Genomic DNA, 14,091 nt, shown 5'->3' on the forward strand with positions numbered 1-14,091 from the left:
CTCTCATCTGACCCCCGTAGGATCCGAGGCCATGCCCGCGACGCTTCCGCGCCCTGCCCTGCGCGCCCTGGCAGCGCTGCTCGCGCTGCTGGTCGTCGTGGTGCTGGCGGGTTGTCGGCAGGACCCACCGCCGGAGGACCCGACCGACGGCGTCGAGGTCGCCGGTGAGGTCGGCCGGCGCCCGATGGTGAGCCTCGAGGTGCCGTTGCAGATCACCGAGGTGATCACGCGCGAGCTGGTCACCGGCGCCGGTGAGGCGCTCGCGGAGGGGGACGCGGTGATGCTCAGCTACATCGCGTACGACGCGATCACCGGCGAGGTCGTCGAGGACTCCTACGGTGCGCCGCCGCGGATCCTGCTGCTCACCGAGGACGAGGCGGGCACCCTCTACGAGGAGCTGCTGGGCCGTACCGAGGGCACCCGGCTGCTCCGGCTGGAGCCGGGCACGATGACCGTGCCGGACCCGGTGGTCATCGTCTACGACATCCTTCCCACCGAGGCGGTCGGCACCCCGCTGGAGGCGCCGGCGGCGCTGCCGCAGGTGGCGACCGTCGACGACGGCACCCCGACGATCACGCTCCCCGAGAGCTCGCCGCCCAACTCGCTGACCATCGCCCAGCTCGTCCGCGGCGAAGGGCCGCAGGTGCAGGCCGGTGAGTCCGTGACGGTGCGGTACGTGCAGATGGCGTGGTCGACGGGGGAGATCCTCGAGAGCACCTGGGGTCCCGGGTCGGTCCCGGTGACGATCCCGCTGGTCGACCGGATCCCGGGGCTGCAGGACGGCCTGGTCGACGCCGCCGTGGGCTCCCGCGTGCTGCTCGTGGTGCCGCCGGCGCAGGCCGACGGCACCGACACCATGGTGTTCGTCGTCGACGTGCTGGCCGTCACCTCCCAGGCCGAGGCCACTCCGGAAGGATCGGGTTCATGACCGTGGCGATCAGGGTGATCCCCTGCCTCGACGTCGACGGCGGTCGCGTCGTCAAGGGTGTCAACTTCGTCGACCTGGGCGACGTGGGCGACCCCGTCGAGATGGCGCACCTCTACGACACCGAGGGTGCCGACGAGCTCACGTTCCTCGACATCAGCGCCTCCTCCGACGGCCGCGCCACCACCCTGGAGGTGGTCGGCCGGACCGCCGAGGAGGTCTTCGTACCGCTCACGGTGGGGGGTGGCGTGCGCTCGGCCGAGGACGTCGCCACGCTGCTGCGCGCCGGCGCCGACAAGGTCGGTGTCAACACGGCGGCGGTCGAGCGGCCGGCTCTGATCGGGGAGATCAGCCGCCGGTTCGGTGCCCAGGTGCTGGTGCTCTCGGTCGACGCGCGCCGGGTCCGCCCCGGCGACGAGCCGACCCCCTCCGGGTACGAGGTGACGACCCACGGCGGCCGCCGCGGCACCGGGCGGGACGCCATCGAGTGGGTGAGCCACGCCGCCGAGGCCGGCGTGGGCGAGATCCTGCTGAACTCGATCGACACCGACGGCACCAAGGACGGCTTCGACCTGGAGATGATCGCGGCCGTGCGCGCCGCCGTCGACGTGCCGCTCATCGCCAGCGGCGGCGCCGGCAAGGCCGAGCACTTCGTCGCGGCGGTGCGCGCCGGCGCGGACGCCGTGCTCGCCGCGAGCGTGTTCCACTTCGGCTGGATGCGCGTCGGCGAGGTCAAGGACGCACTCCGCGAGGCCGGTTTCCCGGTCCGCTGAGGCCGCGCGGTCAGAACGCGGCGGTGAAGCTGCCGATCGCGGCGTCCGAACCGAGGAGCTCGACGTCGGCGGCGCGCCGGCGGCCCGAGGCCACCAGCGCGAGCTCCACGGGGCTGCCGACGACCGCGACCGAGTCCTCGGCGCGCTTGACCACGCGCCGCCGCCCACCCGGGACCGCCAGCACCACGCCGACGCCCAGGCCACGCATCGTCATCCGGGCCATCTGCGCGACGGCGTCGAACAGCGTGTCGCTGTGCTCGGCCGGCAGCGTGCGCGCCGGGACCGGCCCGGCGCCGCGGCGGACGTCCTCGTGGTGGACCACGTACTCGACCGTGTTCGTCAGCCGGCCCATCGGGCCGTCCATCAGTGCCATCGGGCTCAGCCGCGCGACCGGCGAGGCGAACCGCTCGACCAGCGCCTGGTAGGCGCTGCGGTCCCTCGCCTGCTCGCTCAGCTCGGCGAACACGCTGCCCTCGTCCTCGTTGAACGTGCGCCACGGCTGGTGCCGCCGCAGGTACAGGTGGACGAGCAGGTGCCGGACCTCCCAGCCCTCGCACAGCGTCGGCGCGAGGGCATCCGCCCCCCGCAGCGTCGCCTCGAGGTGCTGCCGCTCGACCAGGTCCCATCGCGTCATGCCGCCACCCTAGGATGGATCGTCGTGTATGCCCTCCCCGGTGGCGCCGTCCGCCGCTCGCTGCTGCTGATCGGCAGGGGTATCCGATCCCAGCCGAAGACCTTCGCCCTCGCGATCGGGGCCAGCGCGCTCTGGGGGCTGGCGTTCGTGGCCGTCGGCTGGCTGCTGGGGCGGCTGACCGACGACGTCGTGGTGCCGGCACTGACCGGTGAGGAGCTCGGCACCAGCAGGATCGTGGGAGCCGGTCTCGTGCTGCTGGGCCTCGCGGTCACCACCGCCGTGACGGTCGCCGGGAGGCGGATCTGGGCCGGCATCGGCGCGGTCGACGTGCAGGCGGGTCACCGCCGCCTCGTCACGCGCCAGTACCTGCGGCTGCCGATGTCCTGGCACCGCTCCCACCCGACCGGTCAGCTGCTCTCCAACGCGAACTCCGACGCCGAGAGCGCCGGCTACGTCTTCATGCCGCTGCCGTTCGCGCTCGGGGTCATCGTCATGGTGATCGGCGCGACGGCGGCGATGTTCGCCTCCGACGTGGTGCTCGGCTTCATCGGGCTGACGGTGCTGCCGCTCGTGCTGGCCGTCAACGCCGTCTACCGACGGTGGATGACGCCGGCGATCACCCAGGTGCAGGCCGAGCGCGCGGAGGTCTCGGACGTCGCGCACGAGAGCTTCGAGGCAGCCACCATCGTCAAGTCCCTCGGCACCGAGCAGATCGAGGAGGACCGCTTCACCGAGGTGACGCACCGGTTGCGGGAGGCGAACGTCCGTGTCGGAAGGATCCGGTCGGTGTTCGACCCGGTGATCGACCTGATGCCCGCGCTGGCCACGCTCGCCGTGCTCGTGGTCGGCGTGCACCGGGTCTCCTCGGGCGACGCGCTCACCGGTGACGTGATCACCGCCTCCTACCTGCTGACGATCCTCACCTTCCCGGTGCGCGCGATCGGGTTCGTGCTCGGCGACCTGCCGCGCTCGCTGGTGGGCCACGACCGCATCTCCCGCGTGATCGATGCGCGCGGCTACCTCGAGCCGGGCGACGTCGACCTGAGCGGTACCGGTGGGCTGCACCTGGAGACCGAGCACGTCCGGCTCGAGGTCGGCCGGGGTGCCGAGGCCCGGCTGCTGCTCCAGGACGTCAGCCTGGTCGTGCCGCCCGGTGGCACCCTCGCCGTGGTCGGCTCGACCGGTGCGGGCAAGTCCACCCTCGTGGACGTGCTGCTGCGCATGACCGACGCCACCGAGGGGGTGGTCCGCTACGACGGTGTCGACGTGCGCGCGCTCTCGGAGGCCTCGCGCACCGCGGCGGCCGCCCTGGTGGCGCAGACGGCGTTCGTGTTCGAGGACACCGTCCGCTCCAACATCACCCTCGCCGACCCCGGCGCCAGCCCCATCACCGACGAGCAGGTCTGGGAGGCGCTGCGGCTGGCGCGCGCCGACGCCTTCATCCGCGAGCTGCCGGGCGGGCTGGACGAGGTCCTGGGGGAGCGCGGCACCTCGCTGTCGGGAGGCCAGCGGCAGCGGATCGCGATCGCCCGCGCCCTGGTGCGGCAGCCGCGGCTGCTCGTGCTCGACGACGCCACCTCCGCCGTCGACCCCCAGGTCGAGCAGGCGATCCTGGCGAACCTGCGTGAGCAGGCGTGCACGGTCGTCGTCATCGCCTACCGCAACGCGACCATCGCGCTCGCCGACCGGGTGCTGCACCTGGAGGCCGGCCGCGTCGTCGACGTGGGCACGCACGCCGAGCTGCTCGCCCGCGACCCCGGCTACGCCGAGATCGTCACCGCCTACGCACGCGACCGGGAGCAGAGGGCATGAGCGCACCAGGGAGTGAGGACCGGAGCGGAGCGAGGACCGGAGCGAGCGTCGGTGCGCGACCGGCGGGACAGAGCGCACCAGGGAGTGAGGACCGGAGCGGAGCGAGGACCGGAGCGAGCGTGAGTGCGCGACCGGCTGGACAGAGCACACGCATCGAGGCCACGTCCGACCTCGGGGTGTTCGGCACGCTCCGCGAGGGGCTGCGGCTGTCGCCGGCGATCACCCGCGGCATCGGCATCACCCTCCTGCTGGCGGTCGTGGCCACGGTCGGCAGGCTCGTGGTGCCGTTCACGGTCCAGCAGGCCACCGACCGGGGCATCGTCGGCGACGCCGACCCGGACCTGGTGCTCCGGATGTGCGCGATCGCCGCGGGCGTGCTGCTGGTCACCGGCGTCGCGACCTCGTGGGTGAACGTGCGGCTGTTCACGGCCACGGAGGCCGGGCTCGCGCAGCTGCGCATCCGCGCGTTCCGGCACGTCCACGACCTCTCGGTGCTCACGCAGAACACCGAGCGGCGCGGGTCGCTGGTCTCGCGCGTGACCAGCGACGTCGACACCATCTCGATGTTCGTGCAGTGGGGCGGGATCATGCTGATCCTGTCGATGCTGCAGATCCTCGGCGCCACCATCGCGATGCTGTTCTACTCCTGGCAGCTCACGCTCGTCGTGTGGCTGGTGTTCCTGCCGATGCTGGTGCTGGCCCCCCGCGGGCAACGGCTCCTCAACGGTGCCTACGGGCAGGTCCGCGCGCGTGTCGGCGGGATGCTCGCGGCGATCTCGGAGGCGGTCGTGGGCGCCCAGACCATCCGCGCCTACGGCTCCGGAGCCCGGGTGCTGGGACGCATCCACCAGGCGATCACCGCGCACCGGGACGCGGCCGTCAAGGCGCAGGTGTACTCCTCGCTGGCGTTCTCCACCGGCACCCTGCTCTCCGGCGTCGCGCTCGCCGCCGTGGTCACGCTCGGCACGATGCTGGGGCTGGCCGGCCAGATCACCGTCGGCGGGCTGCTGGCGTTCCTGTTCCTGGTCCAGATCTTCACCGGGCCGGTGCAGTCGGCCACCGAGGTCCTCAACGAGATGCAGAACGCGGTCGCCGGCTGGCGCCGGGTCATCTCGGTGGTGCACACGCCGATCGACGTCGAGGACCCGGAGCGGCCCGTCGACCTCGGGCCGCGACACCCGGCGTCGATCTCGTTCTCGGGCGTCGGCTTCGCCTACCCGGACGGCCCGCCCGTGCTCCAGGACGTCGATCTCGAGATCCCCGCCGGCTCGCGGGTCGCGATCGTCGGCGAGACCGGGTCCGGCAAGACGACGCTGGCGCGGCTGGTCACCCGGTTCGCCGACCCGCAGCGCGGCACCGTCTGCATCGACGGCGTCGACCTGCGCGACGTCCGGCTCAGCGACCTGCGGGGGCGCGTCGTCGTCGTCCCGCAGGAGGGTTTCCTGTTCACCGGCACGGTCGCGGACAACGTCGGCTACGGACGCCGGCGGGCCTCGCGCGAGCGGATCGAGGAGGCGGTGGCCGAGCTCGGCCTGAGCGCCTGGGTGGCGAGCCTGCCGCAGGGGCTCGACACCGACGTCGGGCAGCGCGGCGAGTCGCTCTCGGCCGGCGAGCGCCAGCTGGTCGCGATCATGCGTGCCTACCTGGCCGACGCGGACGTCCTCGTCCTCGACGAGGCGACCTCCGCCGTCGACCCGGCCACGGAGTCGCGCATCACCAGGGCGCTGGTCGGCCTGACCGCGGGACGCACCTCGATCGCGATCGCCCACCGGCTGTCAACAGCAGAGGCCGCCGACATGGTCGTCGTCGTGGACGCCGGCCGGGTCGTCGAGGTCGGTCCGCACGCCGAGCTGGTCGCGCAGGGCGGCCGGTACGCCCGCCTGCACGCCTCCTGGGTGGTCCAGAGTGGTTGAGCCGCGCACGCGTGGCAGGATCGTCGGCGTGCCGCTCGATGACGCGATCGCCGATCGCCTGCGCCGTGATGACAACGGTCTGGTCTGCGTGGTCGTCCAGGACGACCACGACGACCGCGTGCTGATGGTCGCCTGGATGGACGACGAGGCGCTCAGGAGGACCCTGACGACCGGGCGCGTGACCTACTGGTCCCGCTCGCGCCAGGAGTACTGGCGCAAGGGGGACACCTCCGGTCACCTGCAGCTGGTGCGCAGCGTCGAGATCGACTGCGACGGCGACGCGCTGCTGCTCCGCGTCGAGCAGGTCGGCCCCGCCTGCCACACCGGGACCCGCTCGTGCTTCGACGCCGGCGGTGCGCTGCCCGCGGTGCGCGGCGAGCTCGGGAGCATGGCGTGAGCGTGTCGGACCCCGCAGCGCTGCACGTCGGCTGGGGCGAGCTCTGGCCCGAGCTGCCCGCGTTCACCGCGCTGGCGCGCGAGCGCCGCGTCATCCCCGTGGTCCGGCGGCTGCTGGCCGACGACGTCACCCCCGTCGGGCTGTACCGGCGCCTCACGCAGGGGCGGGTCGGCACGTTCGTGCTCGAGTCCGCCGAGTCCGACGGCACCTGGGGCCAGTGGTCCTTCATCGGGGTCACCGCGCGGGCCGGGCTGGTCTCCCGGCCCGACGGCGACGCGAGCTGGTGGGGCGACGTCCCGTCGTCGGTCCGCACCGAGGGCGACGTGCTCGAGGTGCTCGCCGAGGCGCTCGCGAGCCTGCACACGCCGCAGGTGGCGGGCCTGCCACCGTTGACCGGCGGGTTCGTCGGCGCGCTGGGCTGGGACGTGATCCATCACTGGGAGCCCACGCTGCCGCGACGGGCGCCCTCGGAGCACGAGCAGCCGGACGTCGGCCTGGTGCTGATCGGCGACATGGTCGCCGTGGACCACCGCAACGGCAGCCTGTGGCTGATCGCGAACGCGTTCGTCGAGCCCGCCGCCGGTCGCGACCCCGACGAGGAGCAGCTGCACGAGCTCTACCGCGACGCCGTGGCCCGGATCGAAGCGATGGTCGCCGCGCTCGCGGAGCCCGCCGAGCACGTGCTGGGCGTCCTCGACACCGGTGCGCCCGAGCCCGAGGTCAAGCACCGCACCGCGCACCTGGAGTACACCGACGCCGTGCGCACCTCGAAGCAGGCGATCGTCGACGGCGAGGTGTTCCAGGTCGTCCTCAGCCAGCGGTTCGACGTCGACTGCCCCGCCGACCCGCTCGACGTCTACCGGGTGCTCCGCACGGTCAACCCCAGCCCGTACATGTACCTCGTGCACCTGCCCGGCTCCGCGACCCCGGACGGCGGCGCGAGCAGCTACCACGTGGTCGGGTCCAGCCCGGAGACCCTGGTCAAGGTGGCCGGCAGGCAGGTGACGAGCTTTCCGATCGCCGGATCGCGCCCGCGCGGTGCCAGCCCCGCGGAGGACAAGGAGCTCGCCGAGGAGCTGCTGGTCGACCCCAAGGAACGCGCCGAGCACCTCATGCTCGTGGACCTCGCCCGCAACGATCTCGGCAAGGTCTGCCTGCCGGGGACCGTCGCCGTGGTCGAGCTCATGGAGATCAAGCGGTTCAGCCACATCATGCACATGTCCTCCACGGTCACCGGCGAGCTGCGACCCGAGGCCACCGCGCTGGAGGCGTTCACCGCGACCTTCCCCGCGGGAACCCTCTCAGGAGCACCCAAGCCGCGCGCGATCGCGCTGATCGACGAGCTCGAACCGGCGCGCAGGGGCATCTACGGAGGCGTCGTCGGCTACTTCGACCTCGCCGGCGACATGGACACCGCTATCGCGATCCGCACCGCCGTGATCGCCGACGGCCGCGCCACCGTGCAGGCCGGCGGCGGGTTGGTGGCCGACTCCGACCCCGAGACCGAGTACATCGAGACCCGCAACAAGGCAGCCGCTGCGCTGCGGGCGATCCGGATCGCCTCGACGCTCGCCTCGGCCGGCGCGCCGCGATGAGAGGCAGGCTCGGACGGGGGCGCGCGGTCGCCGTCGTCGTCCTGCTCGGGCTCGCGCTCTTCGGGCTGACGCTGCCCACCTGGGCGAGCGCCCTCGCGCCCACCACGGTCAGCACCGAGGCGGTCGCCGTCGGGGGCGCCGAGGCCGCTCCCGGTGTCGCGAGCGCGGGGCTGGTGGTGCTCGTGTCCGGTCTCGTGCTCGCCCTGGCCGGCAGGGTCGCGCGCGTGCTCGCCGTCGTCGGCGTGATCGCCGGGGGAGCGCTCGCGGGGGTCTCCGCCGCGCTGTTCCTCGCCGATCCCGAGCGTGGCGTGCTCGCCGCGGCCGCCGAGGTCAGCGGGGTGCCGCAGATCGACGGCGAGGTCGCGGTCGCCCCGTGGCCCACGATCGCCCTCGCGGTCGCCGTGGTGGCCGTGCTCGCCGGCGTCGCGCTGCCGTTCCTGGCGGGCTCCTGGCAACGGGTCGGTCGCCGCTACGAACGGGGCTCGCAGGCGGCGGCACCGGCGCCGGGCGGGCAGCCGCGAACACCCCGCGGACAGGCCATGGACGACTGGGACGCACTGAGTCGCGGAGACGATCCCTCTAGCAGGTAACCGGTAGGCTGCTGGCGTGGAGCGTGAGACCGTGATCGTGCGTCAGGTGAATGGTGAGGTCATCGAGGAGCCGGTCGGGCTGCCGAGGATGGCTGCCTACCCGAACGAGGGCAAGACCCTCGCCGCCTGGACCCTCACCTGGGTCGTCAGCATCGGTGGTGTCGTCGTCGCGGTCGGCATGGCGCTGGCGCTGATCCCGCTGCTGATCGCCGGTATCGCTGTCATCGTGCTGGGCATCGTCGCCAGCGCGATCCTGCGTCGGATGGGGCACGGCCAGCCGCGCTCACCCATGGCCCGGCAGGCCCAGGAAGACGACGAGACCGTCTGATCGATGTCCTACGGCTCCGCACCTCCGCCGAGCGGCGGCGTCAACCCCTACGGTGAGCAGCCCGAGGGCGGTTCGTCCTCGAACCCCCGCCCCGGCACCCCGCCACCGGCTCCGGGTGCGCAGCCCTGGCAGACGCCCACCGACGTGCCCGTCTACGGGACGCCGCCCACGGACGCGCCGACGCCTCCGAGCTACGGCACACCGCCCGCAGGACCGGGCTACGGCACCCCGCCTCCGGGTCAGGGCTACCCCGGCCCGGCGGCCGGCTACTCGCCCTACACCGCGGCCGGCGGCTACCCCGGCGCGCCCGGCGCACCCGGGTACGGCGGGTGGATCAGCAGCTCGCTGGACAACGGCAAGGGCACCGGCGCGCTCGTCATGGGGATCCTGAGCATCGTGCTGTGCTTCGGGTCGCTGCTCGGCATCGGTCTGGGCATCGGCGCGATCCTCATGGGTATCCAGGGCCGGAGGGCAGCCGATGCCGGCACGGCCAGCAACCGGGGCGTGGCGACGGCGGGCGTGGTGCTCGGCAGCATCGGTGTCGGCCTCAGCGTGCTCAGCTCGCTCAGCTATCTGACGCAGCTCGCGCAGGTGTGACGACGAGAGCCGGGACCCGTCGCGGTGTCGGTACGCCGCTGCTCGTCGGCGGTGTGCTCGCCGCGGCGACGCTCGTGGTCGCGCTGCGCGACCCGCACGAGGGCGGCTACCCGCTCTGCCCGCTGCTGGCCCTGACCGGCTACGCGTGCGCCGGCTGCGGCGGTCTGCGCGCCGCGCACGACCTGGCCACCGGCGACCTCGTCGGAGCCTGGTCGATGAACCCGCTGCTGACGATCGCGATGCCGGTCGTCGCGGTGCTGTGGCTGGTGTGGCTGGTGCGGGCCGCGACCGACCGGCCCGCCTGGAGCCCACCGACCTGGGTCTGGGTGAGCGCGCTGGGCGTCGCGCTCGCGTTCTCGGTGCTGCGCAACGTGCCCGCGCTCCAGGGCGTGCTCGGCCCCGTCTGAGGCGCCGCCGTCCGCCCTGCGTCGTGCCGCCCGGCCGTGGTACGGCGTCTGCGTGGATCCAACTAGCATGGTCGACGTGGCGAGCATGAGGAGCGAATCAGGCAGGGTAGGCCGGACGGGCAGGGCAGGCACTGTATGACCGTGCTCGAGGACATCGTCGCCGGGGTTCGTGAGGACCTCGCCGGCCGTGAGGCTGCGGTACCGCTCGCCGAGATGCGCTCGCGCGCAGCCGACCAACCGCCCGCACGCGACGCGATCACCGCGCTCCGCAGCGACGACGCCGTCAAGGTCATCGCCGAGGTGAAGCGGTCGAGCCCGTCGAAGGGGCCGCTCGCCGACATCCCCGACCCGGCTGCGCTCGCCCGCGAGTACCAGGCCGGCGGTGCCGCGATGATCAGCGTGCTCACCGAGGAGCGCCGTTTCGGTGGCTCGCTCGCCGACCTGGCCGCCGTGCGTGCCGTCGTCGACGTCCCGGTGCTGCGCAAGGACTTCGTCGTCACGCCGTACCAGGTGTTCGAGGCCCGCGCCCACGGAGCCGACGTGGTGCTGCTGATCGTCGCCGCGCTCGAGCAGCCGGTGCTGACCGGGCTGATCGAGCGGGTCGTCTCGCTCGGGATGACGCCGCTGGTCGAGGCGCACACCGAGGAGGAGGTCGACCGCGCGCTCGAGGCCGGCGCCCGCGTCATCGGCATCAACGCACGCAACCTGCACACGCTCGAGGTCGACCGCGAGACGTTCTCGGTGCTGGCGCCGCGCGTGCCGCCCGGCGTGGTCATCGTGGCCGAGTCCGGCGTCCGCGGTCCTCACGACGTCCTGGACTACGCCCGCTGGGGTGCGCACGCCGTGCTCGTGGGGGAGGCGCTGGTGACCACCGGCGACCCTCGCGGAGCGACCTCCGACATGGTCGCGGCCGGGGCGCACCCGGCGCTGCGGTCCGTGCGCCCGTGACCGCCGAGCACGGCGGCAGCGCGCCGCTGCGGTCGGCGACCGGGCCCTACTTCGGCGAGTTCGGCGGCCGGTTCGTGGCCGAGGCCCTGATCGCGGCGCTCGACGACCTCTCGGTCGCCTGGGACAAGGCCCGCGTGGACCCGACGTTCGCGCTCGAGCTGTCCGCGCTCGCGCGCGACTACACCGGGCGCCCCTCGCCGATCACCGAGGTGCCGCGGTTCGCGCGCAGCGCGGGCGGCGTGCGGGTGGTGCTCAAGCGCGAGGACCTCAATCACACCGGCTCCCACAAGATCAACAACGTGCTCGGTCAGGCGTTGCTGACGAAGCGGATCGGCAAGTCCCGCGTCATCGCCGAGACCGGCGCCGGCCAGCACGGCGTCGCGACCGCGACAGCGGCGGCGCTGTTCGGGCTCGAGTGCACGATCTACATGGGCGAGGAGGACACCCGCCGGCAGGCGCTGAACGTGGCACGGATGCGGCTGCTCGGCGCCGAGGTGGTCCCGGTGACGGCGGGTTCGCGCACCCTGAAGGATGCCATCAACGAGGCGTTCCGCGACTGGGTGACCAACGTGGAGACCACCAACTACGTGTTCGGCACGGTGGCCGGTCCGCATCCGTTCCCCGCCCTGGTGCGCGACCTGCAGAAGGTCATCGGCGAGGAGGCCCGCCAGCAGATGCTGGACCGGTTCGGCGAGCTGCCGACCGCCGTGGTCGCGTGCGTGGGTGGCGGCTCGAACGCGATGGGGATCTTCCACGCGTTCCTCGACGACCCCGATGTCGCGCTGCTCGGCTGCGAGGCGGCCGGCGACGGCGTCGACACCGACCGGCACGCCGCCACGATCTCCAAGGGCAGCCCCGGTGTGCTGCACGGTGCGAAGAGCTACCTGCTGCAGGACGAGGACGGCCAGACGATCGAGTCGCACTCGATCAGCGCCGGGCTCGACTACCCGGGCGTGGGCCCCGAGCACTCCTGGCTCGCCGACCTCGGTCGCGCGACCTATCGCGGCATCTCCGACGCCGAGGCGATGGAGGCGTTCGCGCTGCTCTCGCGCACCGAGGGCATCATCCCGGCGATCGAGTCGGCGCACGCCCTCGCGGGCGCCATGGTGCTCGGCCGCGAGCTCGTCGAGGGCGGCGCCGACCCTCAGGACGTCACGCTGCTGGTCAGCCTGTCGGGACGCGGTGACAAGGACGTCGAGACGGCGATCGACTGGTTCGGGCTGACCGGCAACGGCGGACCCGGCCTGCGAGGCGCCGACGACGCCGACGCCGCCGACGAGCGGGTGGGCGAGTGAGCCAGCCACGCAGGACCGCCGGCGCGGCCATCGACGACGCCCGCGCGCAGGGTCGCTCGGCGCTCGTCGTCTACCTGCCGGTCGGTTTCCCCGACGTCGACAGCTCGATCGCCGCGGCCCGCGCCGCCGTCGAGGCCGGGGCCGACATCATCGAGCTCGGGCTCCCGTACTCCGACCCCGGCATGGACGGGCCGGTCGTGGCGGCCGCGGCGCAGCAGGCCCTCGACGGCGGGGTGCGCACCTCCGACGTGCTCCGCGCCGTGCGGGAGGTCGCCGCCACCGGTGCCGCGACGCTGGTGATGACGTACTACAACCCCGTGCTGCGGTACGGCGTCGCACGCTTCGCGCACGATCTCGCGGCAGCCGGCGGCGCCGGCCTCATCACGCCCGACCTGATCCCGGACGAGGCGGGGGAGTGGGCCGCTGCCGCGGACGAGCACGGCCTCGACAAGATCTTCCTCGTCGCACCCAGCTCGACCACCGAGCGGCTGGCGATGACGTCGGAGGCGTCGCGCGGTTTCGTCTACGCTGCCTCCACGATGGGTGTCACAGGAGTGCGGTCGGCCGTCGGCAGCGGTGCCGAGGCGCTGGTCCGGCGCACCCGTGACGCGGGTGCCGAACGGGTCTGCGTCGGCATCGGGGTCTCCACCGCCGCCCAGGCCGCGGAGATCGCGGCGTTCGCCGACGGCGTCATCGTCGGGTCGGCAGCGGTCCGCGCCCTCGGCAGCGCGCCGGGGGACGCCGGCATCGACGCGCTGCGCACGCTCGTGACCGATCTTCGGCGAGGCGTCGAGAGCGAGGAGAGCGCGTGACCGGGATCCCGAGCCCGGCCGTCGGCGTCTGGTACCTCGGACCCCTCCCGATCCGCGCCTACGCGGTCGCGATCCTCGCCGGGATCGTCGTCGCGACACTGATCGCCGGCAAGCGCTACCGGGCCCGTGGCGGCCCCGAGGGTGCGCTGCTCGACGCGGTGATGTGGGCCGTGCCGTTCGGGATCATCGGCGCCCGGATCTACCACGTGATCTCCTCTCCGGACCGCTACTTCGGTCCCGACGGCAACCTCGCGCTCGCGCTGCGCATCTGGGAGGGCGGCCTCGGCATCTGGGGCGCGATCCCCGCCGGCGCCCTCGGCGCGTGGATCTCGCTGCGACGCTCGGGGCTGCGGCTCCCGCCGCTCGCCGACTCGATCGCCCCGGCGCTGCTCGTCGCGCAGGCGATCGGTCGTCTCGGCAACTACTTCAACCAGGAGCTCTTCGGCGCCCCGACCACGTTGCCCTGGGGGCTGCAGATCGACCAGGCGCACCTGCGTGCGCAGGGCCTCGACCATCCCGAGGGCACCCTGTTCCACCCGACGTTCCTGTACGAGCTGCTGTGGTGCCTGGCGATGGCCGCCGTGCTGATCTACGTCGATCGCCGGTTCCGGCTGCGCCACGGCCGGGTGTTCTGGCTGTACGTGGCGCTCTACACGCTCGGCCGGCTCTGGATCGAGATGCTGCGCATCGACGAGGCCGAGCTGGTCCTGGGGCTGCGGGTCAACGTGTGGGTCTCGATCCTCGTGCTGCTCGCCGCGCTCACGGCGTTCGTCGTCATCGGCCGGCGCACCCGCGGCGTCGAGGACCCGATCTGGGTCCCCGGCCGCGAGCCGGCGGAAGCCGACACCGACGGGCACCCCGCCGACGACCCCGAGTCCGATCACGAGTCGGACGAGGCGGACCAGTCACAGGCTCCCGACGACCCGGTCGAGCCCGACGACCCCGTGGACGACGACGCCGCCGACACCGTCCACGCTGACAAGCGCACATCGCCGCAGGTGGACTGACACGACGTCAGCATCACGCATGTCGCTATCCTGACCAGGCATCACGGGCCGATGACGT

General features: G+C 73.2%; 15 protein-coding genes. 14 read left to right on the forward strand and 1 reads right to left on the reverse strand.

From position 1 onward, the window contains the following. Positions 1 to 31: 31 nt before the first annotated feature. Together GPA04_RS01905 and hisF are read left to right on the forward strand one after the other, a co-directional pair. Positions 32 to 928 (forward strand): FKBP-type peptidyl-prolyl cis-trans isomerase, encoded by an 897-nt coding sequence (locus GPA04_RS01905; protein ID WP_156221762.1) that lies wholly within the window; start codon positions 32 to 34, stop codon positions 926 to 928. Beyond that, a complete protein-coding gene (gene hisF, locus GPA04_RS01910; RefSeq protein ID WP_156221764.1) occupies positions 925 to 1,698 on the forward strand; it encodes an imidazole glycerol phosphate synthase subunit HisF in 774 nt (257 codons plus the stop codon). Before GPA04_RS01905 ends, hisF begins: the two co-directional genes overlap by 4 nt. Positions 1,699 to 1,708: 10 nt before the next feature. On the opposite strand, the gene GPA04_RS01915 is transcribed toward hisF, so the two are convergent. Next, entirely contained in the window at positions 1,709 to 2,332 is a 624-nt protein-coding gene (locus GPA04_RS01915; RefSeq protein ID WP_156221766.1) for a TIGR03085 family metal-binding protein, read from the reverse strand. A gap of 24 nt (positions 2,333 to 2,356) precedes the next feature. On the opposite strand from GPA04_RS01915, the gene GPA04_RS01920 reads away from it, so the two are divergent. From GPA04_RS01920 to lgt, 12 genes are all read left to right on the forward strand, one after another. Continuing rightward, entirely contained in the window at positions 2,357 to 4,144 is a 1,788-nt protein-coding gene (locus GPA04_RS01920) for an ABC transporter ATP-binding protein (protein WP_241680531.1), read from the forward strand. A 119-nt stretch (positions 4,145 to 4,263) separates the two neighbouring features. Further along, a complete protein-coding gene (locus GPA04_RS01925; RefSeq protein ID WP_241680532.1) occupies positions 4,264 to 6,057 on the forward strand; it encodes an ABC transporter ATP-binding protein in 1,794 nt (597 codons plus the stop codon). A gap of 28 nt (positions 6,058 to 6,085) precedes the next feature. Next, on the forward strand, positions 6,086 to 6,454 hold the full coding sequence (gene hisI / locus GPA04_RS01930) for a phosphoribosyl-AMP cyclohydrolase (protein WP_156221770.1): 369 nt from the start codon (positions 6,086 to 6,088) through the stop codon (positions 6,452 to 6,454). 2 nt (positions 6,455 to 6,456) lie between these two features. Next, positions 6,457 to 8,049 (forward strand): anthranilate synthase component I, encoded by a 1,593-nt coding sequence (locus GPA04_RS01935; RefSeq protein WP_156222377.1) that lies wholly within the window; start codon positions 6,457 to 6,459, stop codon positions 8,047 to 8,049. After that, complete coding sequence (locus GPA04_RS01940) at positions 8,046 to 8,639, forward strand: Trp biosynthesis-associated membrane protein (RefSeq protein WP_156221772.1); 594 nt, start codon at positions 8,046 to 8,048, stop codon at positions 8,637 to 8,639. The genes GPA04_RS01935 and GPA04_RS01940 overlap by 4 nt, the downstream gene beginning before the upstream one ends. 16 nt (positions 8,640 to 8,655) lie before the next feature. Next, the gene (locus GPA04_RS01945; protein WP_241680533.1) at positions 8,656 to 8,967 is read left to right on the forward strand and encodes an HGxxPAAW family protein; all 312 of its coding nucleotides are present in this window, start codon (positions 8,656 to 8,658) and stop codon (positions 8,965 to 8,967) included. A 3-nt stretch (positions 8,968 to 8,970) separates the two neighbouring features. Then, positions 8,971 to 9,564 (forward strand): DUF4190 domain-containing protein, encoded by a 594-nt coding sequence (locus GPA04_RS01950; protein WP_156221774.1) that lies wholly within the window; start codon positions 8,971 to 8,973, stop codon positions 9,562 to 9,564. Next, positions 9,561 to 9,971, forward strand: coding sequence for a DUF2752 domain-containing protein (locus GPA04_RS01955; protein WP_156221777.1), 411 nt, complete (start codon positions 9,561 to 9,563; stop codon positions 9,969 to 9,971). Before GPA04_RS01950 ends, GPA04_RS01955 begins: the two co-directional genes overlap by 4 nt. A gap of 135 nt (positions 9,972 to 10,106) precedes the next feature. Continuing rightward, on the forward strand, positions 10,107 to 10,919 hold the full coding sequence (trpC, locus tag GPA04_RS01960) for an indole-3-glycerol phosphate synthase TrpC (RefSeq protein WP_156221779.1): 813 nt from the start codon (positions 10,107 to 10,109) through the stop codon (positions 10,917 to 10,919). Beyond that, positions 10,916 to 12,214, forward strand: coding sequence for a tryptophan synthase subunit beta (trpB, locus tag GPA04_RS01965; protein ID WP_194238920.1), 1,299 nt, complete (start codon positions 10,916 to 10,918; stop codon positions 12,212 to 12,214). Before trpC ends, trpB begins: the two co-directional genes overlap by 4 nt. Continuing rightward, a complete protein-coding gene (trpA, locus tag GPA04_RS01970) occupies positions 12,211 to 13,026 on the forward strand; it encodes a tryptophan synthase subunit alpha (protein ID WP_156221781.1) in 816 nt (271 codons plus the stop codon). The genes trpB and trpA overlap by 4 nt, the downstream gene beginning before the upstream one ends. Next, entirely contained in the window at positions 13,023 to 14,033 is a 1,011-nt protein-coding gene (gene lgt / locus GPA04_RS01975) for a prolipoprotein diacylglyceryl transferase (RefSeq protein ID WP_156221783.1), read from the forward strand. Before trpA ends, lgt begins: the two co-directional genes overlap by 4 nt. Positions 14,034 to 14,091 lie beyond the last annotated feature (58 nt).

This window comes from Pseudactinotalea suaedae, from assembly GCF_009733815.1.
Taxonomy (GTDB): domain Bacteria; phylum Actinomycetota; class Actinomycetes; order Actinomycetales; family Beutenbergiaceae; genus Pseudactinotalea; species Pseudactinotalea suaedae.

What these genes read in the sequence shown, in the direction of transcription:
- GPA04_RS01905 (WP_156221762.1), top strand. Translation starts at nt 32, where the DNA reads ATGCCCGCGACGCTTCCGCGCCCTGCCCTGCGCGCCCTGGCAGCGCTG.
- hisF (WP_156221764.1), top strand. Translation starts at nt 925, where the DNA reads ATGACCGTGGCGATCAGGGTGATCCCCTGCCTCGACGTCGACGGCGGT.
- GPA04_RS01915 (WP_156221766.1), bottom strand. Translation starts at nt 2,332, where the DNA reads ATGACGCGATGGGACCTGGTCGAGCGGCAGCACCTCGAGGCGACGCTG.
- GPA04_RS01940 (WP_156221772.1), top strand. Translation starts at nt 8,046, where the DNA reads ATGAGAGGCAGGCTCGGACGGGGGCGCGCGGTCGCCGTCGTCGTCCTG.
- GPA04_RS01950 (WP_156221774.1), top strand. Translation starts at nt 8,971, where the DNA reads ATGTCCTACGGCTCCGCACCTCCGCCGAGCGGCGGCGTCAACCCCTAC.
- trpC (WP_156221779.1), top strand. Translation starts at nt 10,107, where the DNA reads ATGACCGTGCTCGAGGACATCGTCGCCGGGGTTCGTGAGGACCTCGCC.